A 26,350-nucleotide genomic window follows, 5' to 3' on the forward strand; every position below is an offset into this window, starting at 1 on the left:
GGCTATTCGGCCGCGATAATGGCGATGCGCGCCGGAAGCGCCGCCGGCGGTGGGACGTCGAGAGCGCCGAGCTGGCGCGCCTCGGCCTTCAGCCAGCCATGAAAGCGCTCGACCGTCTCCAGCTTCGCCTTGTGCGGCGTCGTCGCAAAATAATAGGAAAACTCGACCGGCTGCGGCGAGCCGAATGGACTGACCAGCCGCCCCGCGGCAAGGTCAGGCTCGGCCAGCCGGAATTTGCCGAGACCGATGCCCTTGCCGGCCACAGCCGCGTCGAGCACCAGTGACGATTGGCTAAGCCGTATACCGCCTTCGACAAAGCGGCCAGACAGGCCGTTGGATCTCAGCCAGCCCTTCCAGTCAGGGCAGCTTGGATCGCGTTCCGGACCGTCCTCATGCAGGATCGGTGCGTCACGCAGCCCCTCCGGCCCGCGATAGAGACCGTGCATGCGAGCAAATTCCGGGCTGCAGACGGGCAGCACCGCTTCCGAAAACAGCCGTTCCGTCAGCAGGCCGCTATAGGCGCCCGACCCGTAGCGGATGACGCAGTCGACGTCTTCGCTGGCAAAATCGGCAAGCCTGGTCGATGCGTCGACCAGCACTTCTAGGCCGGGTACCGCGTCGCGCAGTGCGTCGAGGCGCGGGATCAGCCATTTGCTGGCGAAGGAGGGCGCGACCGACACTTTGATCGGCGCATCCTCCTCGTCGCCGGAAATCCGCGCGACCGACTCGACAACGACGTCGAAAGCCTCGGTGAGGCCGGGCATCAGCGCCTGGCCGGCCGACGTCAGCAGAAGCTCGCCACGGTTGCGATGGAACAGCGGTTGACCGAGGTGATCCTCGAGCAGGCGGATCTGCTGGCCGATGGCGGCAGGCGTCACATGGAGTTCTTCGGCCGCCCGCGTAAAGCTCAGGTGGCGGGCGGTTGCGACAAAAGCGCGAAGCGACGTCAGCGGCGGAAGCCTCGCCAGCGTCGGCCGCAGCTTCCTTGATTTTGCGCGAATGAGATCGACCATGGAGCGCATTCAACACGTTCAGGCCGGGCGCGACGAGGGCGGGCTTTGCGCCAAAGTGCCCGGTGGAAAATTTCGTTTGCCGCAGCGTCGCGGCAGCGGGAACGGAAATCTAAAAAATCGTAATGTCTACAATTCTTGTAGAAATAAGATCGGAGCGCTGATTTGGGCGTCGAGCAGCTTTGCCAGATCCTGGAATGAAACGGTCGTGCGAAGCAGTGCTTTCGGCAGACGATAGAAAATCATTCTTCCGGTTTTGCGGCGTGGCAGGGATCATCGCGTCGAGGCGCCGGAGTGTGTTCGGCCGCCGGATGCCATCGTAGCCGTTTTCCGGAGCTCAAGGCCATGTCTGTCAATCGTCGTCATTTCAACCAGCTGCTGTTGCTTGGCGGTGCGAGCTTCGCATTGCCCGGGGTTTCCTTCGCTGCCGAAGGAACGCCGGTCCAGGGTGGCACGCTCAACTGGGCCTACTATCCCGACCCCACCTCGCTGATTGCCATCAACACCTCGTCGGGCACCGGCCAGGCGATCGGTCCCAAGGTGAATGAAGGTCTGCTTGATTTCGCCTATGACCTCAGCCCGAAACCGCTGCTGGCGACGGAGTGGTCGATCAGCGATGACGGCCTGCGCTACACCTTCAAGCTGCGCGAGAGCGTCAAATGGCATGACGGCAAGGACTTCACGTCGGAAGACGTTGCCTTCACCATCTTCCGGCTGAAGGAGGCGCATCCGCGCGGCCGCATCACCTACCAAAACGTGACCGCGGTCGAGACGCCCGATCCGCACACCGCCATCATCGTGCTTTCAAAGCCGGCGCCCTATCTGATCACGGCACTGAGCAGCTCGGAATCACCGATTGTGCCGAAGCACGTCTACGAAACGTTCAAGCCGGCGGAACAGCCGAAGCTCGAACAGACGATCGGCACCGGTCCCTTCATTCTCAAGGAATGGGTGCCCGGCAGCCATCTGATCTTCGACCGCAATCCGGATTATTGGGACGCGCCTCGGCCCTACCTCGACCGCATCGTCCTGCACGTCATCCTCGACCCGGCCGCGCGTTCGGCGGCTCTTGAAACCGGCGAGATCGATATCGGCGCCAATCCCGTGCCGCTGGCCGACATCGAACGGCTGAAGGCAAACCCCGCTCTGGTCGTCGACACCAACACCTACGCCTATTCCGGCCCACAGCAGCAATTGTTCTTCAATTACGAGAACGAAACCCTGACCAAGCGCGATGTGCGCCTTGCCATCGCCCACGCAATCGACCTGCAGAAGCTGGTCGACATCGCGCTCTACGGCTATGCGCAGGTATCGCCGAGCCCGATCAGCACGGCGCTGCCCAAATGGTATGACCCCAGCATCAAGGCGCGTGAGCCCGATACCAAACTGGCGGAGAAGCTGCTCGACGACGCCGGCTATCCGCGTGGCGCCGATGGGACGCGCTTCAAGCTCCGGCTTGCCTACAACGCGTTCCTGCCGGCGTCCTATGCCGATTTCATCAAGCAGTCGTTGGCGACGGTCGGCATCGATGCCGAGATCCTCAAGCTTGACCTGTCGACGTTCCTGAAGACCGTCTACACCGACCGCGCCTGGGACCTGGTCGTCGAGTCGCTGTCGAACACCTTCGATCCGACGCTCGGTGTCCAGCGCGCCTACTGGTCGAAGAACTTCAAGATCGGCCTCGTCTTCTCCAACGCCAGCCACTATGCAAACCCCGAGGTCGACCAGATCCTCGAAGCGGCGGCGATCGAGCCCGACGAGACCAAGCGGCGCGAGCTCTGGTACAAATTCCAGCACATCATCCATGACGACGTGGTGTCGGTCGATCTGGTCGCCGCCGGCGCCCAGATTGTTGCCAACAAGAAGGTCAGGGATTTCGCGCCAGGCGCTCAGGGGATCAACAACAGCTTCGCGCAGATATGGCTCGCGCCAAACGCCTAAGCGTTCTGCAAGCCCTCTGGTTGGGATCGGCACGTGAAACTCCGGTCCCGACTTTCTCCATGAAGACAAATCGCGCCAATTCGGAGTACCGACCATGACCATCAACCGACGCCTGTTCAATCAGTTCCTGCTGCTGGCCGGCGCGAGTGCTGCACTTCCCGCCGGGGCATTCGCAGAAGACGCAAAGCCGGTGGCCGGCGGCACGCTCAATTTCGTCTACTATCCCGAGCCGAACCAGATCGTTTCCATCAACACCAGCGCTGGCGGACCGGCCACCATCGGTCCGAAGATTTTCGACGGCCTGCTCGCCTACGACTACGATCTCAATCCGCGACCGCAACTGGCCACCGAATGGTCGATCAGCGACGACGGGCTCGAATACGTCTTCAAGCTGCGCCAGGGAGTGAAGTTCAGCGATGGCCATGATTTGACCTCCGAGGACGTGGCCTTTTCTATCTCCCGGCTGCGCGAAGCGCATCCGCGCGGTCGCATCACCTTCCAGAACGTCACCGACATCGACACGTCGGACCCGCATATCGTGAAGATCAAATTGTCGAAGCCGTCCGCCGCCCTGATTTCGGGGCTGGCCGCGACGGAATCGCCTGTCGTGCCCAAACACATTTACGAGAAGCTGAAGCCGGCCGACGATCCGTCCTTCGAGCAGATCATCGGCAGCGGGCCGTTCGTGCTGAAGGAATGGGTAAAGGGCAGCCACATCCTCGTCGAAAAGAATCCGACCTATTGGGATGCGCCTAAACCCTATCTCGACCGGATCATTTTCCGCTTCATCACCGATCCGGGCGCGCGCGCCGCGGCGCTCGAAACGGGCGAGGTCGACATCGGACCGAACCCGGTGGCCTTCGCCGATCTGGAGCGTTTCAAGGCGCTGCCGCAATTCGTCGTCGACAGCACGGTCTTCGCCTATAGCGGCCCGCTGCACCAACTGATCATCAACCTCGAAAACCCGATCCTGAAGGAGAAAAAAGTCCGCCAGGCAATCGCACATGCGATCGATCTCGATGCGGTCAACGCCATCGTGTTCTACGGCTATGGCCAAGTGTCGCCGACACCGATCAGCGTCGTCAACAAGAAGTATTTCGATCCCGACGTGAAGGCCGCGACCGTCGATACGGCGCTGTCGGAAAAACTGTTAGACGAGGCCGGTTTCAAGCGAGGAGCGGACGGCATCCGCTTCAAGCTAAGGCTCACCAACAATCCCTACAATCCGTGGGGCTATGCCGACTTCCTCAAGCAGGCGCTGGCCAAGATCGGTATCGACGCCGAGATCCAGAAGTTCGACTTCGGCACCTATGTCAAAACCATCTACACCGACCGCACTTGGGACCTGTCGACCGAATCTTGCGGCAACATCTTCGACCCGAGCGCCGGGGCGCAGCGGCTCTACTGGTCAAAGAACATCAAGAAAGGGCTGCCGTTCTCCAACGGCGCGCATTATGAGAACCCGGAGGTTGACCGGTTGCTGGAAGCCGCATCGGTCGAGCTAGACGAGGCCAAGCGCAAGCAGCTCTTCTTCAAGTTCCAGGAGATCATCGCCGACGAGTTGCCGATCATCAATCTGATCGCGCCACCGACCATCATCATCGCCCGCAAAACCGTCAAGAACTACGCGCCTGGCGCCGAAGGCCTGTCAGCGAATTTCGCCGACGCCTATCTCGACCCGAACGCCTAAATCTGCCGGGCAATCATGAGAGAAGGGCCGCATAGAGCTGCGGCCGTTTTCGTTTCTTCCATTTCGCAAAGCTGGTAACTTCAGGCCAAAGCACGCAGCCTTGGGCTGGCGCCGACCAGAAGGCCGGCAAGGGCTATGGCCTGCGCCAGTTGTTCGCCGATCGAGCTCGATTCCCAGGCGACGCCGCGCAGCGGATGGCCGATGGCGAACAGATTGCCATGGGTCTCGCCATCACGGGAAATCACCTGGCAGTCATGCGTCGCGTCGATGCCGAAGCCGGTCGCATGCGGCCTGACGATGCCGTTCTCGAGCAGGTTCTGGACGAATGGATCGGCGATCCGCCGCCAATCATGCTCCTGATGGCCGCGGCAGTTGACGACGCCGTCGAAGCGCAGCCGTTCGACCGCGCCGGTATCACGCCAGCGGATTTCAGCGACGATGCCATTTGCCTGCGGATGGAGTGCCAGCACCCGTCCCGCTCGACCCGTCCAACGGCCTTGGCTTCGCGCCAGTGCCACGCGCTCAAAGCTCGGTGGCGCCGCGCGGTGCGCGGTGACATCCCAGAAGGCGCGCAGATGGCGTGCGAACTTCAAGCGCTCCTTGTCGGTGGCGCCTTGCCACAAGGCCAGGATCCACGGCCGGATCGTCAGCGGCAGCCCTTGCCAGTCCAGGCCGGTGGGTTCGATTGCCCGGCGTTCGGCCTTGACCAGTGCGAGAAGCGCCCTGGTGGTTTTCGGCAGCGGCCGCCCGGCGAGGAAATCGCGCCACGCTTCCACGTTGCGCCGAGGTTCGACGATCTGTCCGCGCCGCGACACGACGCGATAACCGCCCTTGAAGCCGCGCGCTTCCATGCTGGCGACGACGTCGACCATGCTGAGGCTGGAGCCGATCAGCAGCAGTTCCTTGCTGCCAGCGAGCCGATCGAGCGCCGCCGAATCCCAGGGATTGGCGACATAACGGGGATCGCCGACGACGGCTGCTTCCGTGGTGGACGGCTGGCTCTGGAACACCCCGGTTGCCAGTACCGCCTCATCCGCCAGCAATTGCTGGCTATCGCTGGTGCCGACGCATACCCCGGACGGACCCGTCAGCATGTCGACGGCGGATGCCTTGATGTGGCGCAGCGAAGAACGCGGATCTGCTTCTCTGATCGCTCTCGTCAGTTCCGACAGGACATAGCTGCCGAACAGCCAGCGCGGCGGGCTTGAGTCCGGGACATCCTCGGGCGGTGTCCAGCCGTGCTCCGGCCCATTCGCCATAAGCCAGCGAACGAGGTGATCGGGATCGTCCGGATGCAGCGAGAAGATGCGCGCCGCGCCGTTGACGAGGTGTTGTGGATCGACGGTGCTATAGGCGACGCCGCGACCAAGCTCGGCCCGGCGCTCGATGATGGTGATTGCCAGCGGCTCAGTTGAACGGTCGAGCAGCTTGATCGCGGTAACCGCGCCGGCAAAGCCGCCGCCAACGATGATGATTGAACGAGGGATCGAGCGTAGCGGGGAGGAAGGGGTATGAAGCATCAAGAACCTTTGCGACGCCGGTGGTCGTGGCTCCAGCCCATCGCCCCGGCAACGATCATCGTGCTTTCCCGTAACCCGATGTCAAAAAACAATAATTGCCAGCTGGCGAAAGGCATTCTTTCACTCAGCGGGTTTGGCAGGCGCTAGATAGGAACGCCCTTTGCGACCAGCCCGAGAACCGCTGATGACTGAAAATCGAAAGATAAGGCTTGGAGCCTTTGTTCGCGGACCGGGCCATCATGTCGCTGCCTGGCGCCATCCCGATGTGCCTGCCAATCCGGGCCTGAGCTTCCAGCACTATGCGGACGCCGCGCGCACTGCCGAGCGTGGCCTGTTCGACATGGTGTTTCTGGCCGACAGCCTCAGCGCGCGCAATGGCGAGCAGCCGATCGAGACCTTCGAGCGCACCGGCCATGTCGTGCATTTCGAGCCGCTGACGCTTTTGTCGGCGCTCTCGACCATCACGCAAGGGATCGGGCTCGTTGCGACCGCCTCGACCACCTATTGGGAGCCGTTCCACTTGGCGCGGCTGTTCGCTTCGATCGATCATCTCAGCGGCGGCAGGACAGGCTGGAATGTCGTCACCTCAGCCGATGCGCCGGCGGCGGCGAATTTCAGCCTCGACCAGCATCCCGTTCATGCCGACCGTTACGCCCGCGCCGAGGAATTCGTCGCTGTCGCGCAGAAGCTTTGGGACAGCTGGGACGACGATGCCTTCGTCGCCGACAAGGCTTCGGGGATCGCCATCGACCGGCGCGGCATCCACGCCCCGGACCATGTCGGCCGGCATTTCCGCGTCAAAGGGCCGCTCAACGTCGCCCGCCCGCCGCAGGGCCATCCCGTCATCGTTCAGGCCGGCTCTTCCGATGCCGGCCAGCAGCTGGCGGCGCAGACGGCGGAGGTGGTTTTCACCGCCCATCCGACCATCGAATCGGCCCGAGGTTTTTACAGCGAGCTGAAAGGCCGGTTGGGCTCCTTTGGTCGCTCTGCCGATTCTTTGAAGATCATGCCCGGTGTCTTCCCGGTCGTCGCGCCGACGCGCACGGACGCCGAGGACAAGTTCGATGCGATCCAGCGCCTGGTCGATCCTGTGGTTGGTGTGGCGCTGGTTTCAGGATTGCTCGGCGGTGTCGATCTTTCCGGCCATTCACTCGACGGACCGTTGCCGGAACTGGGCAGTTCCGATGCCGTGAAGAGCCGCCTGAAAGTCGTTTCCGAATTGGCCGCGAGCCGGAACCTGACCATCCGCCAATTGTATCTCGCCGTTGCCGGCGCGCGCGGCCATTTCCAGATCGTCGGCACGCCAAAGGATGTGGCCGACATGATGGAGGAGTGGTTCGCCGGTGGCGCGGCGGACGGCTTCAACGTCATGCCGCCGATCCTGCCGACGGGCCTCACCGATTTTGTCGACCTCGTCATTCCGGAGCTGCAGCGGCGGCGTCTGTTCCGGACTGCTTACGAAGGCGGGACGTTGCGCGAGAACCTCGGCCTTGCGCGTCCGATCCGTGGCGCCGCTGAACAGCAAGAGAGGAAAGCATCATGAGCGACAGGACGATCGATTCGAAAATGTTTCGCCAATGGCTGGCGGATGGCGAAGAACTGGCGGTACTAGACATTCGCGACAGCGCGACTGTCGGATACGCATCGCCGCTGTTCGCCACCAACCTGCCCGCGGCTCAGGTCGAGGCCGAGATCGACCGCTTCATCCCGCGCAAATCGGTGCGCACCGTGCTGGCGGACGACGGCAGCGGCGTTGCCGAGCAACTTGTCGAACGACTGGTGGGGTATGGCCGTACTCAGCTGTTTTCGCTGAACGGTGGAATTCCGGAATGGACGCAAAGCGGCGTTGAAGACCTGCCGACCTTCGATACGCCGGGCGTCGATTTTTCGCTGGCGATCCGCGACGAGAAGGGAACCCCGGTCGTCAGCGTTGAAGAGCTCGCGGTGCTCAGAGGCCGAGGCGCCGACGTGGTGGTGCTCGACAGCCGCACGGTGGCGGAGTTCGAAAAGGACCATGTGCCGGGCGCCATCAGCGTGCCGGGCGCCGAGCTGGTGCTACGCTTCGCCGACCTGGTGCGTTCACCGGAGACGAAGGTTGTCGTCTCCTGCGCCGGCCTGCCGCGCGCCATCATCGGGGCGCAGACACTGATCGATGCCGGCGTGCCCAACCGGGTCGCCTATCTGCACGACGGCACCAGGGCATGGCGCGAGGCCGGTCTTGCACTCGAAACCGGCAAGACCGCAATCTATGGTCCGGCAAGCGAGGATGCCAAGCGTTTCGCCGGGGAGCACATCGCAAAGCTTGCCGAAGGCGACAGCTTTCCCCGCATCAATGCGGCCACGGCCGCAAACTGGGCGAAGGACGAAACGCGGACGACCTACCTGCTTGACGTGCGCACGCCCGACGAGTTCGCCGAAGCGCATATTCCGGGGTCGATCGCGTCTGAGGGCGGGCAGTTGCTCGGTGTCGCCTATCGCACCATCGCCGTGCGCGGCGCCCGCGTCGTGCTGATCGACGATCTGCTCGGTGTCCGCGCGGCGACGACGGCGCATTGGCTGCAGCGGCGCGGCTTCGAGATCGCGATCCTCTTGTACGACTTCCAGTCGACCAGCCTGGTGGAAGCGGCGTAGGGCAGGAGCACTGTCAGGCGATTTTTTCGGGGGCCACTATTCGGCGGCTTCCGATTGGCGGCGACGGCCCGCCAGCACGTTCTTCTGCATCGCCGTCAGCGAAGACCGCACGGCTTTGGCGCCGTGCTCCAGCATCTTGGCCTCATACTCCGACAGCGCCTGGAGAAGCGGCTTGTCGCCGCGTTTGGCGGCCACCAGCTCTGGCACCAGCAGCCCGGCGTCGTAGATCGCGGTGTTGCCGCCAAGCGCGCGAAAATAGGTCATGGCGTGGATGGCATCGCCAAGCAGCGTCACCGGTTTCGTCGGCCAGGGATCGACAGGTTCGGAGCTGTGGACATGAAGCAGCGCCACCGTCGATGGGTCGGTGTAGCGGATGAGGTTGAGGATTTCCGGGTGCCAGTGGGCGATCTTCGAGATCAGCAGGTCAATCAGTTCTGAACCGGAGAGCTTTGCCAGCGCGTCGTCTGTGGCAAGTTCGTCCTTTTCATAGGCGGTGTTCCACCAGACATAGCTGGTGGTGTTGTTGAAATGGAAGCCGGAAAAATCCTTGTGGGTGGCGTCGTCCAGCCCGATCAGTCCATGCTTTCGGAATGCGTCGACATTGACCCTGTGGCTGGTGACCATAAGCCCATGACCTTCGGTTGGCCTGACGCCGGCATTGTAGTCGAGTAGCAGCGGCGAGATCTGGTGAAGGGCTGCGGCATGCAGCGTCATCTTGCCGGCCAGACGCCTGACGCCGGTGTCGAAGCTTCGCGCATGCGGCACCAGTTGCTGGCGCACCCGCGAGCGGGCGCCGTCGGCACCGACCAGCACGTCGGCATGGATTGCCGAGCCGTCCTCGAAATGCGCGACGACCGAACCATCCGGCTGCTCGTCGTAGCGAGAGAAGACCTTGCCATAGCGCATGATGCCGTCGAGGCCGGACAACAGCACCTGGCGCAGCGTGATACGGCTTACCGATTTTTCGATATGCGTGTCGTCGGCCTCGCCCGGCGCGTTGCCGCCGCCCCAGGCATCCTCGCCCAGAATGTTGAAATTCTCGTCGAGCAGGATGTTGCGATCCGGCGCCTGGCCGAGCGTGGCGACAAAAGCGTCGTAGAGTTCCGGCGGCAAATTGGCGATCAGGGAATCGATGCCGCGCTGGCGGATGCGCAGACGAAAACCCTGGACATAGTCGGTGCGGGCGCGGTCCTTCTCGAAGACCGCGACACTGATGCCGTTCTTCTTCAGGCCTTGCGCCAGTGTCAGGCCGCCGGGGCCTCCGCCGATGATGGCGACTTCGACATGTTCTGTTGTCATGGCGCTCAACCGACCGCCGCGAGCTTGGGCTTGCCCGCGGCAATAGCCGGCGTCTCGGCCAACTGCCGGGCGATATGGCGGCTGAGCGTCGCCTTGGCGGCGATCGTGCGGATCATGTGGTTCTGCGGTGCGTGGGAACGGGCGGTCAGCGCATCACGGTGGTGGCGCTCAAGCTGGAAATCTCTGTTAAGGCCTGGATTGCCGGCAAGCTCCAGCGCCAGCGAGGTGACGGCAACGGCATTGTCGATGACGACATGCCTGACCGTCATGCCGTCGGTGCCCACAGGCCGGCCGGCGTCGACATCTTCGGCGAGTGAACGCAGCAGCCGCGCGCTGCTCGCAAGCCGAACCTCTATGTCGCCCAGCCCTGACTGGATGTGCGGCACGGTCGACAGCGGCGCACCAAGACTTGCCGGCGCGTGCGTGCTGACAAAGGAGACCAGCCGGTCACGGGCAGCACGGGCGGCACCGTGGTAGACAGCGCCGATCAGCGAAAAGAAGAACGCCGTCGCGCTTTCCTCGCGCCTCAGCGGCTCGGATGCCGGCTGCGCCTCGGTGATGTCTTCGGCAGGAACCGCAACATTATCCAGAATGATGTCGTCGCTGGCCGTCGCCCGCATGCCGGCGGCGTTCCATGTCTTTTCGACGCGAAATCCAGGCGCGTCGGTCGGCACCAGGAATGAAGCCAGACGCGGCTGCGGCTCGTCGGTCAGCGCCAGCAAGTTCACCCATTTCAGAATAGGAATGCCGGTGACGTAGTTCTTGTGGCCGGATATCCGCCAGACGTTGCCGTCCCGCCGGGCAATGGTTTCGGGCGGCTTGCCATGAGCTGGCGAGCCGATCCGGGGCTCGGCCTGGGCGGCGTTGATCAGGGCAGGGCCAAGGCGCCCGGCCTCGACAATCCGCTGAACCAGATGGCGCGGCCATTTTCCGGATTTCCGCATCGCATACTGGCTGTTGTAGTGCATGGCCAGCACCAGCGCTGTCGACGGCTCGCCACGACCGATCTCGGCGATCACCGCCTGTGCTTCCGTCAGCCCGCCACCGAAGCCGCCATGTTCGCGCGCCGTGACCAGGCCAAGCAGCCCCGCCTGGTGAAGCCGGTCGAAATTGGCGAATGGGAATTCCCCGGTCGCGTCGTGATGCGCGGCGGTCAGCGCGAAGTCGTCGGCGAGGCCGGCCACTTTCTCGAGGAGTTGCGGAAACTCGGCAATTGTCGACATCATGACGTTGGCTTTCTCTCAGGCGGCGGCCCGAATGTTCACCAGATCGAGCGGCCGGCGATCGACCCAGTGCTCGACGTCGAAATCGCCGGCGAGGAAGCCCCAGTCGCGCAGGAAATCCTTGTAGTGGGAAACCGCTGCGACGAGCTCAGGCTGCAGTCCGAGGCCGAGATGCTTATGGACATCCGGGCCATTGGCGGCCAGCACCTGTTCCTCGGTGGCCCCGGCTTCGCGGGCAACAAAGCGCTGCGTCTCTTCCGGATGCGCCTCGGCCCAGGCACTGGCGCGCAGGATGGTCTCGATCAGTCGCGCGACCAGATCGGGGCGTTGTTCCGCCAGCAGTTCATCGACGGTCAGCACGCGCGGCGAACCGGAATTGATGCGGATGTTCGGGTCGGGGTGGAAGCCGAATTCCACGACCTGGATGGCGCCGATCAGATTGGCGACATTGATGCCGGCCGTGCCCTTGACATAGATGGCGTCGACCTCGCCGCGGATCAGGGCTGCGGCTTCCTCGCCATAGGGCTGCTTGCGCTTGAGGCCGAACAGCGACGGTCCTTCCTGGCCGTCGAGCACGCTGTCGGCCAGCGCTATGTCGACGATCTCGACGTCGCCATAGCCAAGGCCCTCGAGCGAGAGCGCCGAGACCAGTCCCTTCAACGCCGTCGCTCGCATGAAGTCGACGATTCCCTCGGGGCGCCGGGCGATGCCGAAGCGACGGCCTTTCAGGTCCTGGATTGTCCTGATGCCGGAACCGGGCAGGGCGATGATTGCCTGGAATTCGTCGGTCCAGGTGATGCCGACGAGACGCGTCTTGCGCCCTTCGGACCGCGCGCGGATCGGCGGCACGTTGCCGCCGTGGCGGAACGACCAGTCGAGCGTATGGTTGAAATGGCTCTGGCGGATGTCGCGATTGGGCGAATCGATGATCGACTTCAATTCGATCCCCTCCTTGCGAAAGGTCTCGTCGAGAAGCCCGAGCTGTGCGGCGAGCCCGACAGGCGTCGGCACCGGGCAGCGTGTGTACCAGATTTCGGAGATCGCAGTCGCGGTCATGATGGCTCCTTAGGTGTTGCGCAGGCCGGCCTGCTTCATCAGCGGCAGGATGTTCTCGCCGAAGAATTCGAGGTCAGGCTTGAAATCGAAGAAGGACAGCTGCAGGCCGTCAATGCCGGCGTCCTTCAACTTGACGAACTGGTCGACGATCTGTTCGGGCGTGCCGATGAGATAGATGTTGCCGCCGACCTTGGCGTAGGGATCGTCGCGGCCCTCGCGTCCTTTCCAGGCCTGGGCATCGCTGTTGAAGGTCTGGAAGCCTTTCGGCGTGCGGCTGTCGGCATGAGCGACGATCTCATCGGCGACCGCCCAGGCCTCCTTCTCGGTCGGCCTGCTGATGACCAGCGGGTTGAGCAGCGTGCGCACGGTGCGGCCGACGCCGAGGGCTGCGTCCTTCACCTTCTTCGTATGCGCCGGCAGCGCTTCCAGCGCGCTGGCGATGTCGGAGCCGGCCGGGCTGGTGACGAAGACGATGTCGGAATAGCGGCCGGCAAAGGAAATGCCGGCGTCGGAGCCGGTGGCATTGACCAGGATCGGCCGGCCGTAATTCGGCTTGGGCGTGACGAAGCCGCCATTGAGCTTCCAGCTCGATTCTCCGGAGAATGAGAAATTCTCGTCGTCCTGCCACAGTCGCTGCAGCACTTCGACGAACTCGGCGGCGAGTTCATAGCGGCGGTCGTGCTCGATGCGGTTCCAGCCGAACATTTCATGTTCGACGGCGCGATGGCCGGTGACGACGTTGATGCCCCAGCGGCCGCCGGAGATGTGGTCGAGCGTGGCGCCGAATTTCGCCAGATGCAGCGGATGCCAGGGACCGTAGAGAACATGCATGGTCGAGATCAGCATGATCTTCTTGGTGATCGCGGCCATGGCCGCGACGGAGACGAAACTGTCCAGCGCCTGGCCGTTGAAGACACCGCCATAACCGCCCTTGGGCAGCCACTGGCTGAGCGCGAAGACGAGGTCGAAGCCAAGCTCCTCGGCCTTCAACGTCAGGTCGCGATTGTAGTCGAAGCGCCAGTCGGTCGAGCGCGGCAAGGTCGAGTTGGTCCAGCCACCGGCCTGGATCGGCAAGAATAGCCCGAGCAGCACCGGCTGCTGAAGCGCTTTCGACAGCGGGCTGTCCGGATAGTCGGTCGGCGCCTTGAAGAAGGGCGTGCCGACGATGGAACCAGGCTTGTGGGCGAGCGTCATGGCGAACTTTCTCGGGTGGAGGAAGGGAACCCGTGCGAAGGACCGCGCACGGGTCAGGCTCAGGCGACGATATGGGCGGTTGCGAGGGAGCCGGCATTGCCCTCGGCGCCCACCGTGTGACCGGCTATGCGCCTGTTGTAGAGGGTGATTTCCGGTTGGCTGACGATGCCGATATCGGGCAGGTCCTCGACAAGGATCTGCTGGATCGCGGCCCATTGCTCGAAGCGCTTTTCGTGGTCGACCTCGACGGCGGCCGCTTCAAGAAGTTCGTCGACCTTGGCATTGCTGTATTTCGAACCGTTGGAGAACGGCACGCCGGGTTTGAAATTTTTCGACCAGTAGAGGCGCTGTACGCCTACCGTCGGGTCGAACAGATTGCTCATGCCGTTGAAGGTGAAGTCGAAGTCGCGGTCGGTGTAGATGCGCTTGGTGTAGGTGGCGAAATCCTGGCTGCGCACGGTGACCTCGATCCCGACCGCGGCCAATGCCTGCTTGATGTAATCGGCGCCGCGCTTGTAGGTTTCGCCGCTCGGGACATAGTCGTGGACAAGCTTGAGCCGGGTACCGTTGGCGTCGCGCGGCAAGCCTGCTTCATCGAGCAGTTTATCGGCGGCGGCCGTGTCGACCGGATAGGTCTTCAGGTCGGCGACGAACCACTTCTTCAGATTGGGGTTGATCGGGCCTGGAATGGTTTCGCCATAGCCATAGTTGATCGTCTCGCGGATGACGTTGCGGTCGATGACATGGGCGAAGGCACGGCGGACGCGAACATCCTGGAAATAGGCTTTCTCCAGGTTGAATTCGACCCGGCTGATGCCATTGGAATATTGGTAGCCCTGCTTCTCGAAGCCGATATGCGGCAGCGTCTCAAAACGCTGCAAATCGCTGTACGGAATCGGCGTTGCCGGCGCCAGATCGATCTCGCCGGTCTCCAGCGCCAGCGCGCGCGCCGAAGCGTCCGGGATGAAGCGCACGATCAACCGGTCGAGATAGGGGCGCGGTGCGTCCCAGTAGTCAGGATTGCGTTCGTAAACGATGTGGCTGCCGCGCACCCATTCTTTGAAGACGAACGGGCCGGTGCCGACCGGAGCGACGTTGACCGGATTTTCGGCTGCCTTTGTGCCGTCATAGAGGTGCTTCGGCACGATTGGCGTTTCGGCCGCAGCCAGGGCCGTGATCAAGTAAGGCGCCGGCCTCGACAGAACCAGCGCTACGGTCAGCGGATCCGGCGTCTGGATGTCTACAAGGTTGAGGAAGGTGTTGCGGCCGCGCGGATGAACCTCTCTGATCGTGGTGATCGAATAGGCGACGTCGGCGGCGGTGAACGGCTGGCCATCATGCCACTTCACGCCTTCGCGCAGCTTGAAGGTGTATTGCAGCCCATCGCCACTGACTGACCATTGTCTGGCCAGGGATGGGCGCGGCGTGAGATCGAAATCATAGGTCAGCAGGCCCTCGGTGGTCTTTGCCGAGACGTAGACCGAATTGAATGCCGTGTGGGCGATGGTCGTCAGCACAGGCGGCTCAGCCGAGAGCACCAGCGTCGCCGTTCCACCCTGTTTCGGCTCGGCGGCGTAGGCGCTGCGCGATGCAGGCAACAGGGTCGCTCCGAGCGCGGCCGCCGAGATGCCGAGGAACCTGCGGCGGTTCGGACTGAGGAAATGAGACATAGCGTCCTGGTCCTTTTTTGCTGCCGGACCCGATCGGCCGATCGTCGGCCGCCAGGCTAAAAATCCGTCGTTCCAAGAGCGGGCCCGTTTGCGAAAAGATTTGGCCGACCTGCTCCCGCGCTTAAGATTTCATACTTCAAACAGCTAAGTTTGTAGTATGAAATAAAATTCTATTCTGCAATGAAGCCATTTGCAGGATAAAATTTCTTAAATCAGGTTTGACAATGTCTATAAATCTTGTCAACTAAAAAGCGCGGAACTTTCCGGGAAACAGCAAACCCGCATCGTCAGCCACAGCCGGGATAGCGAAAACGATGTCGACCCTGACGCGCATTGGCAGAACCTTCCGGCGCACCGCCATCCAGGCGGTGCCGACCGTTCTGGGCATCGTCATCCTGAACTTCTTCCTGCTGCAGCTCGCGCCCGGCGATGCCGCCGATGTCATGGCCGGCGAGGCTGGCTCGGCCACTGTCGAAACGATGGCGGCGCTTCGCCAGCGCTTCGGGCTCGACAATCCGCTTCTCGTCCAGCTGTTCAACTATCTCTACAATCTGGCGCATTTCAGCCTCGGCTTTTCGCCGCGCTACGGCATGCCGGTCGCCGACCTGATCGGCCAGCGGCTGCCCGGCACGCTAGTGCTGATGGCGGTGGCTCTGGCCGTCGCCATTGTGCTCGGCCTCGCCCTTGGATCGGTGATGGCGGTGTTTGCCGGGCGCCTGCCGGATCGTGTGCTCTCCGTTATTTCGCTGCTGTTCTATTCAATCCCGGGTTTCTGGATCGGCTTGATGCTGATCGTGCTGTTTTCGGTCAAGCTCGGCTGGCTGCCGAGCGGCGGCTCGGGAACCATCGGCAGCAACCTGACCGGCCTTGCCGGGCTCTGGGACAGGGCGCGCTACATGATCCTGCCGGCACTGTCGCTGGCGCTGTTCTACGTGGCGATCTATGCGCGGCTGACACGAGCGGCGATGCTGGAGGTCCAGTCGCAGGACTACGTGCGCACCGCCGCAGCCAAGGGCCTGCCGCCGGCCATCATCACCATTCGCCATGTCCTGCGCAACGCGCTGATCCCCATTACCACCATGGCCGGCATGCATGTCGGCGGCATGCTCGGCGGCGCCGTGGTTGTCGAGACTGTCTATTCCTGGCCCGGCCTCGGGCGTCTCGCCTTCGAAGCGGTCATGGGCCGCGATTTCACCGTGCTGCTCGGCATCCTTCTGTTGTCGTCGCTGCTGGTGATCATCGCCAACGCGACCGTCGATCTTCTGCACGCCTGGCTCGATCCCCGCATCGGAGTACGCTGATGGCTTCCACCGATTTCGCCGCGGGCGATGCCCGTTCCCGCCGTCTCCATGCCGATGCCCGCGGGCCCGCGGCACCGCCTGAACCCGAGGCAAAGAGTTGGAGCAATCTCCACGCGCCCGACGCACGCTCCGCTTCGGCAGCGTCGGTGCCGATAGCCGCTGGCGGGCGTGCGCTGAAGGTTTTCCTGCGCAATCCCAACGCCATGTTCGGCGTTGTGTTCCTGTCACTGGTCGTGCTGGCCGCACTGCTGGCACCAGTCCTCTATCCGGCCGATCCGCTATCGATGGTGGCGCGGCCCTTCCTGTGGCCGGGCCAGAACCCAGCCTTCCCACTGGGCACGGACTCCATGGGCCGCGATGTGCTTTCGGGCATTCTGCATGGCGCACGGATTTCGCTGTTCGTCGGCCTGGTGGCGACCGCGCTCGGCCTCAGCTTCGGCATCCTGGTCGGCGCCGCCGCCGGCTACTTCGGCGGCTGGATCGACGACCTGCTGGTGCGCCTGATCGAGATCTTTCAGACCATACCGAGCTTCGTGCTGCTGGTCGTCATGGTGGCGATCGCGCAGCCGACCGCGCCTGTCGTGACAGTGGCGATCGCCGTCATCACCTGGCCGACGGTGGCGCGGTTGACCCGCGCCGAGTTCCGGGCCATCCGCGAGAAGGATTTCGTCATGGCCGCCCGCAGCCTCGGCTACGGCCATGTCCGCATTATCTTCCGCGAGATCCTGCCCAATGCGCTGCCGCCGTTGATCGTGACCTCGTCGGTGATGGTGGCGACCGCGATCCTGATGGAATCGGCGCTGTCCTTCATGGGCCTCGGCGATCCCAACGTCGTCAGCTGGGGCTCGATGATCGGAGCGGGCAGGGAATTGATCCGCACCGCTTGGTATCTGACAGCGCTTCCGGGACTGGCGATCGTCTTTACCGTGCTGGCGCTGAACCTGATCGGTGACGGCCTCAACGACGCGCTCAACCCGCGCTTCTCACAGGAGCGATAGAGATGGCGGCTCCTTTGCTCAGGATCGACAATCTGACGGTTCGCTTCCCGACCGCCGAGCCGGTCAGCCGGCTGAGCTTCGAGGTCGGTGAGGGCGAGACGCTGGCGATCGTTGGTGAATCAGGCTCCGGCAAGTCGCTGACCGCGCTCGCCCTGATGCAGCTTCTGCCGCGCTCGGCGAAAATACCCAATGGCAGGATCGAATTCGCCGGCAAGGATCTGCTTGGTCTCGACCAGAAGGCTATGCGGAGCCTGCGCGGACGCGAGATCGCCATGATCTTCCAGGAGCCGATGACGTCGCTCAATCCGGTGCTGACCATCGGCCGGCAGATCACCGAGGTGCTGACGCTGCACGAAGGCATACGCGGCAAGGCAGCGCGGAACCGTGCCATCGAGCTTCTCAATCTGGTTCGCATTCCCGATCCGCAGCGGCGCATCGATGACTATCCGCACCAGCTTTCCGGCGGCATGCGCCAGCGCGTCATGATTGCCATCGCCGTTGCCTGCCGACCGCGCCTGCTGATTGCCGACGAACCGACGACGGCGCTCGACGTGACCATCCAGGCGCAGGTGCTCGACCTGCTCGATACGCTGCGCCGCGAACTGTCGATGGCTGTCATGCTCATCACCCACGATCTTGGCGTCGTCGCACAATGGGCCGACAAGGTCGTCGTCATGTATGCCGGCCGCAAGGTTGAACAGGCGCTGCCGGACGCACTGTTCAGAACACCCCTTCACCCCTATACGCGCGGCCTGCTGGCGGCGTCGCCAAGGCTGAAGACCAATCTCCACTACCGCGACGCCAGGCTGACCGAGATTCCCGGCAGTATCGTCTCGGCCGCCGGCGAAAAGGGCTGCCCGTTCCGCCCACGCTGCGCGGTGGCGCGCGACAGCTGCGCCCATTTCGTACCCGCCCTCGTCGAGGTGAGCGAGGATCGTCTAGTCGCCTGCCCCTACAGCTTCATTCCGGAGGTTGCGCATGGCGCTGCTCTCGGTCTCTGACCTTTCCACCCATTTCCACGCCCAGGGCGGCACGCTGCGCGCCGTCGATGGCGTATCCCTCGAAGTCGGACGCGGCGAGACGGTTGGTCTCGTCGGCGAAAGCGGTTGCGGAAAATCGACGCTAGGCAAGACCATCATGCGGCTGGTCGACCCGACTAGCGGCAGGATCGAGTTCAACGGCACCGACATCACCGTTCTCGACACGCGCCGGCTGAAGGCGGCGCGCCGTAATATCCAGATGATCTTCCAGGATCCGTTCGCATCGCTCAATCCGCGCCACACGATCGGCGACATCCTGACAGCACCACTGAAGGTCCATGGCATCGGCAACACGGCCGAGCGGCGCACCATCGTCGAGGACATCATCGAGCGTGTCGGTCTGCCGAGGGATTCGCTTGGCCGCTACCCGCATGAATTTTCCGGCGGGCAACGCCAGCGCATCGGCATCGCCCGGGCGCTGATCCTCAATCCGGAACTGGTTGTGTGCGACGAGCCGGTGTCGGCGCTCGACCTTTCGATCCAGGCGCAGATTCTGAACCTGCTGGTCGACATGAAACGTCAGCTCGGCCTGTCCTATCTCTTCATTTCGCACGATCTATCAGTCGTTCGCTATTTCGCCGACCGGGTGCTGGTGATGTATCTCGGACGCATTGTCGAAAGCGCCGACAATGCGGCGCTGTGGACCTCGCCAAAGCATCCCTACACGCGCGCGCTGATGGATGCCGTGCCGGACCCGGCGCGCCGACGTCAGGCCGCGCCGATCCATGGCGATCTGCCAAGCCCGCAGAACATCCCCAGCGGCTGCCGTTTCCATACCCGCTGCCCGCTGGCGACCGATCTGTGCCGTTCGCAGGAACCGGCGTTCCGGGCGATCTCGCCCGGACACCATGTCGCCTGCCACTACGCCGAACCAACCATCAACTGAAATTCAACGGAGCAGAAAAATGTCCGACTACCGCTATCTTGGCCGCAGCGCCCTGAAGGTTTCGCCGCTCAGCCTCGGCACGATGATGTTCGGCGGGCCGACCGAGGAGACGGTCGCGCATCGCATCATCGATAAGGCGCGCGAGCAAGGCATCAACTTCATTGACACCGCCGACGTCTATCACAACGGCAAGTCCGAGGAAGTCGTCGGTCGCGGTATCAAGGTGACGCGCGATCATTGGGTCGTGGCGACCAAGTTCGTCAACTCGCATGACAAGGGGCCTAATCTCGGCGGCCATTCGCGCAAATGGGTGATCCAGACCGTCGAGAACAGCCTGCGGCGCCTGGGAACAGACTATATCGACCTGTTCTACTTCCACCGCGCCGTCTTCGATGCGCCGCTGGAAGAGCCGGTGCGGGCGATCGCCGACCTGATCCGCCAGGGCAAGCTGCGCTATTTCGGCGTCTCCAACTTTCGTGGCTGGCGCATCGCCGAAGTCGCGCATCTGGCCGATGAACTCGGCATCGACCGGCCGGTGGCCAGCCAGCCGCTCTATAACATCGTCAACCGCACCGCCGAGGCCGAACAGCTGCCGGCGGCTGCCTATTACGGTCTTGGCGTCGTCTCCTACAGCCCGCTGGCGCGCGGCGTGCTGACCGGCAAATACGAGCCGAACCAGGCGCCTGCCGCCGACACGCGGGCCGGCCGTGGCGACAAGCGCATCGCCGAGACCGAGTGGCGCCCGGAATCGATCGAGATCGCCAGGCAGATCGCGACGCACGCAAAGTCGCGCGGCGTCTCGGCCGCCGATTTCGCGCTGGCCTGGGTGTTGAACAACCGGCTGATCACGGCGGCGATCGCCGGCCCGCGTACCGAGGAACAGTGGGACAGCTATGCGAAGGCATTGGACTTCAGGCTGAGCGCCGAGGACGAGGCCTTTGTCGACCGCCTCGTCACTGCCGGTCATGCCTCAACGCATGGGTTCAATGATCCGAGCCATCCGGTCGAAGGCCGCGTGCCGCGTTCGGAGCCGGCCGCGCCGATCCCGCTGACACGGCCTCTGCGCGCCGCCTGACGGTCGCCGACGAAATGGCGGGGCCGGCGGCCCCGCCCGCGTTTCCAATTGCTTTGGACAGATGAGAGAGCCCATGAATTTCCACGTCGAACGGTTGCGCCACAACATCGTCGTGCTTTCGGGCAACACCCACAGGCCGTCGAAGTCGCGGACGCTGGCGCATCATCTCGGCGAGGCGCTGCGCGAAAGATTGTCTGTCACAGTAAATTTCCTCGATCTTGTCGATGCCGGCCGTGGCCTGGGTGCTGCGTTTACGCGAAGGGAATTGACGCCGGAGGCGCTGAATGTGGTAAACGCGGTCGAACAGGCCGACGCGCTGATTGTCACGACGCCGGTCTACAACGGGTCCTATGCTGGCCTGTTCAAGCATCTGTTCGACCTCATCGATCCACTGGCGCTCGTCGATCGGCCGGTCCTGATCGGCGCGACGGGTGGTGGCCAGCGCCACGCGCTGGTAGTCGAACATCAGCTTCGCCCGCTGTTTGGCTTTTACTCCGCCCTGACGGTGCCGAGCGCCGTCTATGGCAGTGACAGCGACTTTGCCGGCGGCAAGCTCGTAGATTCGCTGGTTCTGGCGCGGGCCGGGCAGGCCGTGGATCAATTCGTTGCCCTGCTTTCAGCGCGCCAGCCGAAGAGCCAACCGGTCCGGGCGGCTTCGGGCTGACGGATAAAGTCCCAAGGCAAGTGCCTGATAGGCGATATATGGCCAAGGCGCGGCCCGTAAGCACTCCGCATTTTGCGCCTGAATAATCCCGCGGGCGACAGCGTGCCGTCTAAATCCGAATTCTTTTTTAAGCGCGAGCTGATTTTAAGAATTCCATTGCTATCTAAGTCTATAATATCAGTGGACTTTAATCCAACGCTCTTTGAATAGGGCGGGCAGTCGAGGGGTTTGCCCTCTGTTCAAAAGGATTAAGGCTCCATGCGAAAACTTATTTCCGCCGCCCTTGTCGGGCTTGCCATAGCGGCCACATCCGCTGCAGCGCATGCCGACGACAAGAAAGTCGTCATCGCCTACCAGACCGGTGCCAATCCCTACAATCTCGGCATTGCCAATGGCGATCTTGCCAAGAAAACCGGCTGGAACATCGAATACCGCCGCTTCAATTCCGGTGCTGACATCTTTGCTGCCATCGCATCCGGCGACGTCCAGATCGGCGATGTCGGATCAAGCCCGTTCGCCGCAGCCGTCAGCAGGGGCATCGACGTGAAGGCCTTCTACATCTCCTCGGTCTCCCGTGACGGAGAAGCCCTGGTGGTGCGGCCCGATATCAAGTCGCCAGCCGACCTGCGGGGCAAGAAGCTCGCGGCCGCGCCGGTATCGACGGATCATTACCAGCTTCTCGCCGTCCTCAAGCAGGAAGGCATTTCGGAGAAGGAAACCCAGGTCATCGCCATTCCGCAGCCCGAAATCGTCGCTGCCTGGAAGCGCGGCGACATTGACGGGGCCTTCGTCTGGGATCCGGCACTCTCTGAACTCAAAAAGGACGGCAAGGTTCTGCTCACAGCCGGCCAGGTCGCCGACCGTGGAGCGCCGACCTTCAGCGCGCTGGTCGTGACCGGCGATTTCGCCAAGGCCAATCCCGACTTCCTCGGCCAGTATGTCCGGCTGATCGACGGCTACAACACCGCCTACCTGAGCAACCCGGCCGCATGGGGACCGGACTCCGAGAGCGCCAAGCTGATCGCCAAATTGCAGGGCGGCACGGCGGCCGAGAATTCGGAGCAGTTGAAGACAACAGTGGTTCCGCCGCTCGACGAGCAGGTGTCCGACAAATGGCTGGGCGGTGGTGAGAAGAGCGCCGTTGCGAAAATCCTCAAGGACACTGCGGGCTTCCTGAAGGACCAGCACAAGATCACCGCCATCAAGGACAGCTACGCCGCGTTCGCCGATCCGGAATACGCAGACGCTGCCAAGGCCTCCAACTAGAAATCACCTGACGACATTCAGGTTCTGGCTGGCGGAATTCTCGCCAGCCAGACTGCTTGGAGGCCCACCATGCTTCGAATCCGCGATGCCAGCGTGACTTTTCCGGCCTCGGATGGCCAGGACGTACACGCGCTTGATCACGTCTCGCTCGATATCGCTCCAGATTCCATCGTTGTCGCGGTTGGTGCTTCCGGATGCGGCAAGTCGACATTGCTCAACGCGATCGCCGGCTTCCTGCCGCTCACCGAAGGCACGATCACACTGGACGGAAAAGAAATTGTCGCGCCCGGCGGCGATCGTGGCGTCGTCTTCCAGAAAGATACCTTGCTGCCCTGGGCCAATGTGCTGGACAATGTCGCTCTCGGCCTGAAATACCGGGGCGTGCGGCGCGGTGAACGCCATGAGCGATCGAGGCGTCTGCTGGAACTGGTCGGGCTCGCCGATTTCGCCGAAAAGCCGCCCTATGAACTGTCCGGCGGCATGCGCCAGCGAGTCGGCATCGCGCGGGCGCTGGCCACCGATCCGAAGATCCTGCTGATGGACGAGCCGTTCGGCGCCCTCGACAGCCTGACGCGCGAGACGATGCAGCAGCTTCTGGCCTCGGTCTGGGCCAAGACCGGCAAGCAGATCCTGTTCATTACCCATTCGATCGAGGAAGCCCTCACGCTCGGCACCACCATCGTTGTGATGTCGCCTCGACCAGGCCGCATCGTTGCCCGGTTCGACGCCGACTTCGTTCGCGACTTCGCTGAGAGCGGCGACATCGGGCCGATCCAGTCCCACCCGCGTTTCATCGAACTGCGGCAGGAAATCCGCTCGCTCATCCACCAGCCGGAAGGCGCCCGCACAGGAACCTTGCAATGACGCTCGCCGCCAATTCCGGAACCTCTTTTTCGTCTTCGATAGCTCAACGCGCGCCGTCTCCCAAGACGCGCCGGTCCGCTTCGACAAGCACGCTCGGCATCAGCCTGGTCACCCTGGCGTCGCTCATCGCCTTGTGGTTTTTGGCCACGCGCTTCGGCTGGGCGTCGCCGCTGTTCCTGCCGTCGCCCGCCGAGGTACTGACCCAGTTCAGCGCCGTCTGGGCCGATGGCTATGCCAACGGTACGCTCCTCGAGCACACACTCGCCAGCCTCGGCCGCATCGCCGCGGCGCTCGGTGGCGGCATTTTCCTGGGCGTTCCGCTCGGCCTGCTGATGGGACTCAATCGCTGGGTCAAGGGCATCTTCAGCGTTCCGATCGATCTCTACTGGGGTCTGCCGCCTTTGGCCTACCTGCCGCTGCTGATCATCTGGCTGGGCATCGGCGAAACGTCCAAGATCGTGCTCCTGTCGCTGTCGACCTTCGCCCCGATCTGTTTTGCCGCACAGGCCGGCGTCCGGTCGGTGCCGGCCGAACGCATCAATGCCGCGCTGTCGCTCGGTGCGAGCCGGCTGCAACTTTTCACCAGCATCATCCTGCCGTCCGCGTTGCCGGAAATCATGACCGGCCTTAAGATTGCCATCGGCGCCGGATTGTCCACGCTGGTAGCGGCCGAGTTGATCGCGGCCCAGTCGGGCCTCGGCTACATGATCATGTCGGCGGCCAATTTCCTCGCCACCGACGTCGTCTTCGTCGGCCTCATCGTCATCGCCATTCTTGCCTTCGCCTTTACCAGCGGCATGCGCTGGCTGGAGCATCGCCTCATCCCCTGGAAGGGCAAGATCTGACGCTTGCCTAGACATTCCGCAATCGCTGAAGGAAACAATCCGATGTCCAGCAACACCCGTCCGCTCGACCTCTACTGGTATCTGCCGACCCATGGCGATGGACCGTATCTCGGCACGGACGAGCGGCACCGCCCGGCAACCTTCGGCTATCTCAGGGAGATCGCACAGGCCGCCGACCGGCTTGGCTTCAAGGGCGTGCTCCTGCCGACAGGAACGCGTTGTGAAGACGCCTGGATCGTGGCGGCCGGGCTGATCCCGCTCACCGAACGGCTGAAGTTCCTCGTGGCACTTCGGCCGGGCAGCGGAACACCGGCGCTGTTTGCGCGTCATGCGGCCACTCTGGACCGCATTTCCGGTGGTCGTGTCCTGCTCAATGTCGTCACTGGAGCCGACCCGGCCGATCTCGCCGGCGACGGCAACAAGCTCAGTCATGACGAGCGCTATGCACAGACCGACGAGTTCCTGACGATCTGGCGGCGGATCCTTTCGGGTGAGCCGGCGGATTTCGACGGCAAATATCTTTCCGCCCACGGCATCGACATTTCCTTCCCGCCGGTTCAGCGGCCGCATCCGCCACTCTGGTTCGGAGGCTCTTCGGATGCCGGCATCGCGATCGCCGCCAAGCACGTGGACACCTATCTGAGCTGGGGTGAACCGGTGGACCAGCTTGCCGAAAAGATCGGCCGCGTCAGACAGGCAGCAGCGGCGCAAGGCCGCATGATGCGCTTCGGGCTTCGCGTTCACCTGATCGTACGCGAAACGGAGGATGAGGCGTGGGCGGCGGCCGACCGGCTGATCAGCCACGTCACCGACGACCTGATCGCCGAAGCCCAGAAGGGATTTGTCCACATTTCGGAATCCGTCGGCCAAAAGCGCATGTCGGCGCTCCATCAAGGCCGCCGCGACCGGCTGGTCGTCGGCCCGAATCTATGGGCGGGACCGGGGCTGGTGCGCGGCGGTGCGGGGACGGCCCTGGTCGGCAATCCCGACAATGTTGCCGCGCGCATTCGCGAGTATCAGGAGATCGGCATCGAAACCATCATCGCGTCCGGCTATCCGCATCTGGAAGAGGCGTTCAACGTCGCTGAATTGCTTTTCCCCAAACTCGGCCTGAATGGCGAAGCCGCACCCCAGGAGCGCAGCTGGGACGTCGAGTTCGGACGCCCCAAAGTCACCGCGTCCGCTTCGTGACGACCTGCCGACAGCGTCGGCCAGGGCGATGTCATGTGGCTTCGCGGCGGCGATCGGAGCGAGGCTGCGGCCAGGTCCAATGACACGGCTTTCGGGAATCGACCGAGAGCAACGAGCGTCCTGGCTAACCGCCGGATAAAGTTAGGATAGGCCATATCCGGCCGCTCAAGCGAGCTCGGCTGGCGTTATCCCAGGGAGCCTCCCTGGGATAACTGCTATTGGGGCCGCGGCCCGCCCCTCCGACAGCCTCAGGCGGTAGCGAGGTCGCTCACATCGGCCCCGGCACCATCTTGGTGGGCTGCTCCGGCATCGGGAACGCATAATTGTCGCATTTCACGTCCGGGTTCGTCGGGCTGAACATTCCGAGCGGGTTGTCCTTGAACAGCCAGGCGTGAAGGTCGTAGTGGTGGAACTCCTTCGGGATGAGCGGATAATGCCCCTCCATCGGCCCCTGGAATGTCTGGCCGAAGAGCTTCGGCGGCTCCTTGGTGTCGGGCGTCAAGGGCACGAGCCATTCCGCGCCGACCAGGCGCAATTCGCCGCCGACCGGCTCATAGATCAGCACATTGGGGCGCGTCGGATCCGCGGTCGGGCCGACAGTCGTGACGTTGACGAAATGGATGCCCATCGCGCCCTTCGGGTAGTCCATCGCCCCCTCTACCTTTTCACCGCTGTAGAAGACGCATCCTACCGTCGATAGATAAAGCTCGCGAATGGCAACCTTGTAGTCTTCATACCTGGACAGCGATTTACGCAGGGCATCGATCTCGGCTTTGTCGGGTTCGGCCGCCCGAGGAGTGGCGGCGTTCAGACACGCGCCAATGAGACCTGCCAAGGTGAGGATACCGACACGCCTGAGGTGAGTTGTTTTCATCATGCATTCCTCCCAGATTTTTTTCTTCTGGCCGTGCAGGACCGAGGCGGCAGTGATGCTGGACGCGCGGCCGTAATTGATCGCCTCATCCCGGTTGGGACTGCGTCGATGC

22 protein-coding genes are annotated in these 26,350 nt (G+C 63.1%); 14 read left to right on the forward strand and 8 right to left on the reverse strand.

Translation table 11 applies throughout. From position 1 onward, the window contains the following. Positions 1–2 precede the first annotated feature (2 nt). Entirely contained in the window at positions 3–1,013 is a 1,011-nt protein-coding gene (gcvA, locus tag NKH90_RS17080; RefSeq protein WP_352820127.1) for a transcriptional regulator GcvA, read from the reverse strand. A gap of 342 nt (positions 1,014–1,355) precedes the next feature. Here gcvA and NKH90_RS17085 point away from each other — a divergent pair, with 342 nt between their 5' ends. Both NKH90_RS17085 and NKH90_RS17090 read left to right on the forward strand, forming a co-directional pair. Further along, positions 1,356–2,951 (forward strand): ABC transporter substrate-binding protein, encoded by a 1,596-nt coding sequence (locus tag NKH90_RS17085; protein WP_352820128.1) that lies wholly within the window; start codon positions 1,356–1,358, stop codon positions 2,949–2,951. A gap of 94 nt (positions 2,952–3,045) precedes the next feature. Beyond that, complete coding sequence (locus NKH90_RS17090; RefSeq protein WP_352820129.1) at positions 3,046–4,641, forward strand: ABC transporter substrate-binding protein; 1,596 nt, start codon at positions 3,046–3,048, stop codon at positions 4,639–4,641. Between the two features lie 80 nt (positions 4,642–4,721). Here NKH90_RS17090 and NKH90_RS17095 read toward each other — a convergent pair whose 3' ends face one another. Then, complete coding sequence (locus NKH90_RS17095) at positions 4,722–6,161, reverse strand: FAD/NAD(P)-binding protein (protein WP_352820130.1); 1,440 nt, start codon at positions 6,159–6,161, stop codon at positions 4,722–4,724. 181 nt (positions 6,162–6,342) lie between these two features. Between NKH90_RS17095 and NKH90_RS17100 the strand changes: the two genes are divergently transcribed. Together NKH90_RS17100 and NKH90_RS17105 are read left to right on the forward strand one after the other, a co-directional pair. Further along, the gene (locus NKH90_RS17100; protein WP_352820146.1) at positions 6,343–7,704 is read left to right on the forward strand and encodes an LLM class flavin-dependent oxidoreductase; all 1,362 of its coding nucleotides are present in this window, start codon (positions 6,343–6,345) and stop codon (positions 7,702–7,704) included. Then, entirely contained in the window at positions 7,701–8,792 is a 1,092-nt protein-coding gene (locus tag NKH90_RS17105; RefSeq protein ID WP_352616960.1) for a rhodanese-like domain-containing protein, read from the forward strand. Before NKH90_RS17100 ends, NKH90_RS17105 begins: the two co-directional genes overlap by 4 nt. Before the next feature lie 36 nt (positions 8,793–8,828). On the opposite strand, the gene NKH90_RS17110 is transcribed toward NKH90_RS17105, so the two are convergent. Genes NKH90_RS17110 through NKH90_RS17130 form a run of 5 tightly spaced genes read right to left on the reverse strand, consistent with a single transcriptional unit; the run spans position 8,829 to position 15,234 of the window. Further along, positions 8,829–10,091, reverse strand: coding sequence for an FAD-dependent oxidoreductase (locus tag NKH90_RS17110; RefSeq protein WP_352616956.1), 1,263 nt, complete (start codon positions 10,089–10,091; stop codon positions 8,829–8,831). A 5-nt stretch (positions 10,092–10,096) separates the two neighbouring features. After that, complete coding sequence (locus NKH90_RS17115) at positions 10,097–11,314, reverse strand: acyl-CoA dehydrogenase family protein (RefSeq protein ID WP_352820148.1); 1,218 nt, start codon at positions 11,312–11,314, stop codon at positions 10,097–10,099. A gap of 18 nt (positions 11,315–11,332) precedes the next feature. After that, on the reverse strand, positions 11,333–12,370 hold the full coding sequence (locus NKH90_RS17120; RefSeq protein ID WP_352820131.1) for an ABC transporter substrate-binding protein: 1,038 nt from the start codon (positions 12,368–12,370) through the stop codon (positions 11,333–11,335). A gap of 9 nt (positions 12,371–12,379) precedes the next feature. After that, positions 12,380–13,564 carry an LLM class flavin-dependent oxidoreductase gene (locus tag NKH90_RS17125; protein ID WP_352471360.1) on the reverse strand — a complete coding sequence of 395 codons (1,185 nt, stop codon included), beginning with the start codon at positions 13,562–13,564 and terminating at the stop codon, positions 12,380–12,382. A 59-nt stretch (positions 13,565–13,623) separates the two neighbouring features. Continuing rightward, positions 13,624–15,234, reverse strand: a complete 1,611-nt coding sequence (locus NKH90_RS17130; RefSeq protein ID WP_352540160.1) for an ABC transporter substrate-binding protein — start codon at positions 15,232–15,234, stop codon at positions 13,624–13,626. A 314-nt stretch (positions 15,235–15,548) separates the two neighbouring features. Between NKH90_RS17130 and NKH90_RS17135 the strand changes: the two genes are divergently transcribed. The 10 genes from NKH90_RS17135 to ssuD all read left to right on the forward strand — a co-directional run bounded on the left by NKH90_RS17135 (position 15,549) and on the right by ssuD (position 25,364). Next, a complete protein-coding gene (locus NKH90_RS17135; protein WP_352449708.1) occupies positions 15,549–16,535 on the forward strand; it encodes an ABC transporter permease in 987 nt (328 codons plus the stop codon). Next, positions 16,535–17,533 (forward strand): ABC transporter permease, encoded by a 999-nt coding sequence (locus NKH90_RS17140; protein ID WP_352471358.1) that lies wholly within the window; start codon positions 16,535–16,537, stop codon positions 17,531–17,533. Before NKH90_RS17135 ends, NKH90_RS17140 begins: the two co-directional genes overlap by 1 nt. A gap of 2 nt (positions 17,534–17,535) precedes the next feature. Further along, positions 17,536–18,534, forward strand: coding sequence for an ABC transporter ATP-binding protein (locus NKH90_RS17145; protein WP_352820132.1), 999 nt, complete (start codon positions 17,536–17,538; stop codon positions 18,532–18,534). Continuing rightward, a complete protein-coding gene (locus NKH90_RS17150; RefSeq protein ID WP_352502692.1) occupies positions 18,512–19,459 on the forward strand; it encodes an ABC transporter ATP-binding protein in 948 nt (315 codons plus the stop codon). Before NKH90_RS17145 ends, NKH90_RS17150 begins: the two co-directional genes overlap by 23 nt. Before the next feature lie 19 nt (positions 19,460–19,478). Then, positions 19,479–20,534: an aldo/keto reductase gene (locus NKH90_RS17155; RefSeq protein WP_352820133.1), complete on the forward strand. Its 1,056-nt coding sequence runs from the start codon at positions 19,479–19,481 to the stop codon at positions 20,532–20,534. A 73-nt stretch (positions 20,535–20,607) separates the two neighbouring features. After that, on the forward strand, positions 20,608–21,198 hold the full coding sequence (msuE, locus tag NKH90_RS17160; protein WP_352820134.1) for an FMN reductase: 591 nt from the start codon (positions 20,608–20,610) through the stop codon (positions 21,196–21,198). A 258-nt stretch (positions 21,199–21,456) separates the two neighbouring features. After that, entirely contained in the window at positions 21,457–22,464 is a 1,008-nt protein-coding gene (tauA, locus tag NKH90_RS17165) for a taurine ABC transporter substrate-binding protein (RefSeq protein ID WP_352542464.1), read from the forward strand. A 69-nt stretch (positions 22,465–22,533) separates the two neighbouring features. Beyond that, positions 22,534–23,328 (forward strand): taurine ABC transporter ATP-binding protein, encoded by a 795-nt coding sequence (locus NKH90_RS17170; protein ID WP_352471351.1) that lies wholly within the window; start codon positions 22,534–22,536, stop codon positions 23,326–23,328. Next, a complete protein-coding gene (locus tag NKH90_RS17175; protein ID WP_352471350.1) occupies positions 23,325–24,173 on the forward strand; it encodes an ABC transporter permease subunit in 849 nt (282 codons plus the stop codon). The genes NKH90_RS17170 and NKH90_RS17175 overlap by 4 nt, the downstream gene beginning before the upstream one ends. 42 nt (positions 24,174–24,215) lie before the next feature. Continuing rightward, positions 24,216–25,364: an FMNH2-dependent alkanesulfonate monooxygenase gene (gene ssuD / locus NKH90_RS17180; protein ID WP_352820135.1), complete on the forward strand. Its 1,149-nt coding sequence runs from the start codon at positions 24,216–24,218 to the stop codon at positions 25,362–25,364. Positions 25,365–25,632: 268 nt separating this feature from the next. Here ssuD and NKH90_RS17185 read toward each other — a convergent pair whose 3' ends face one another. After that, positions 25,633–26,241, reverse strand: coding sequence for a hypothetical protein (locus NKH90_RS17185; RefSeq protein ID WP_352820136.1), 609 nt, complete (start codon positions 26,239–26,241; stop codon positions 25,633–25,635). Between the last annotated feature and the right edge of the window lie 109 nt (positions 26,242–26,350).

This window comes from Mesorhizobium sp. M0898 (genome assembly GCF_040319695.1).
GTDB lineage: Bacteria > Pseudomonadota > Alphaproteobacteria > Rhizobiales > Rhizobiaceae > Mesorhizobium.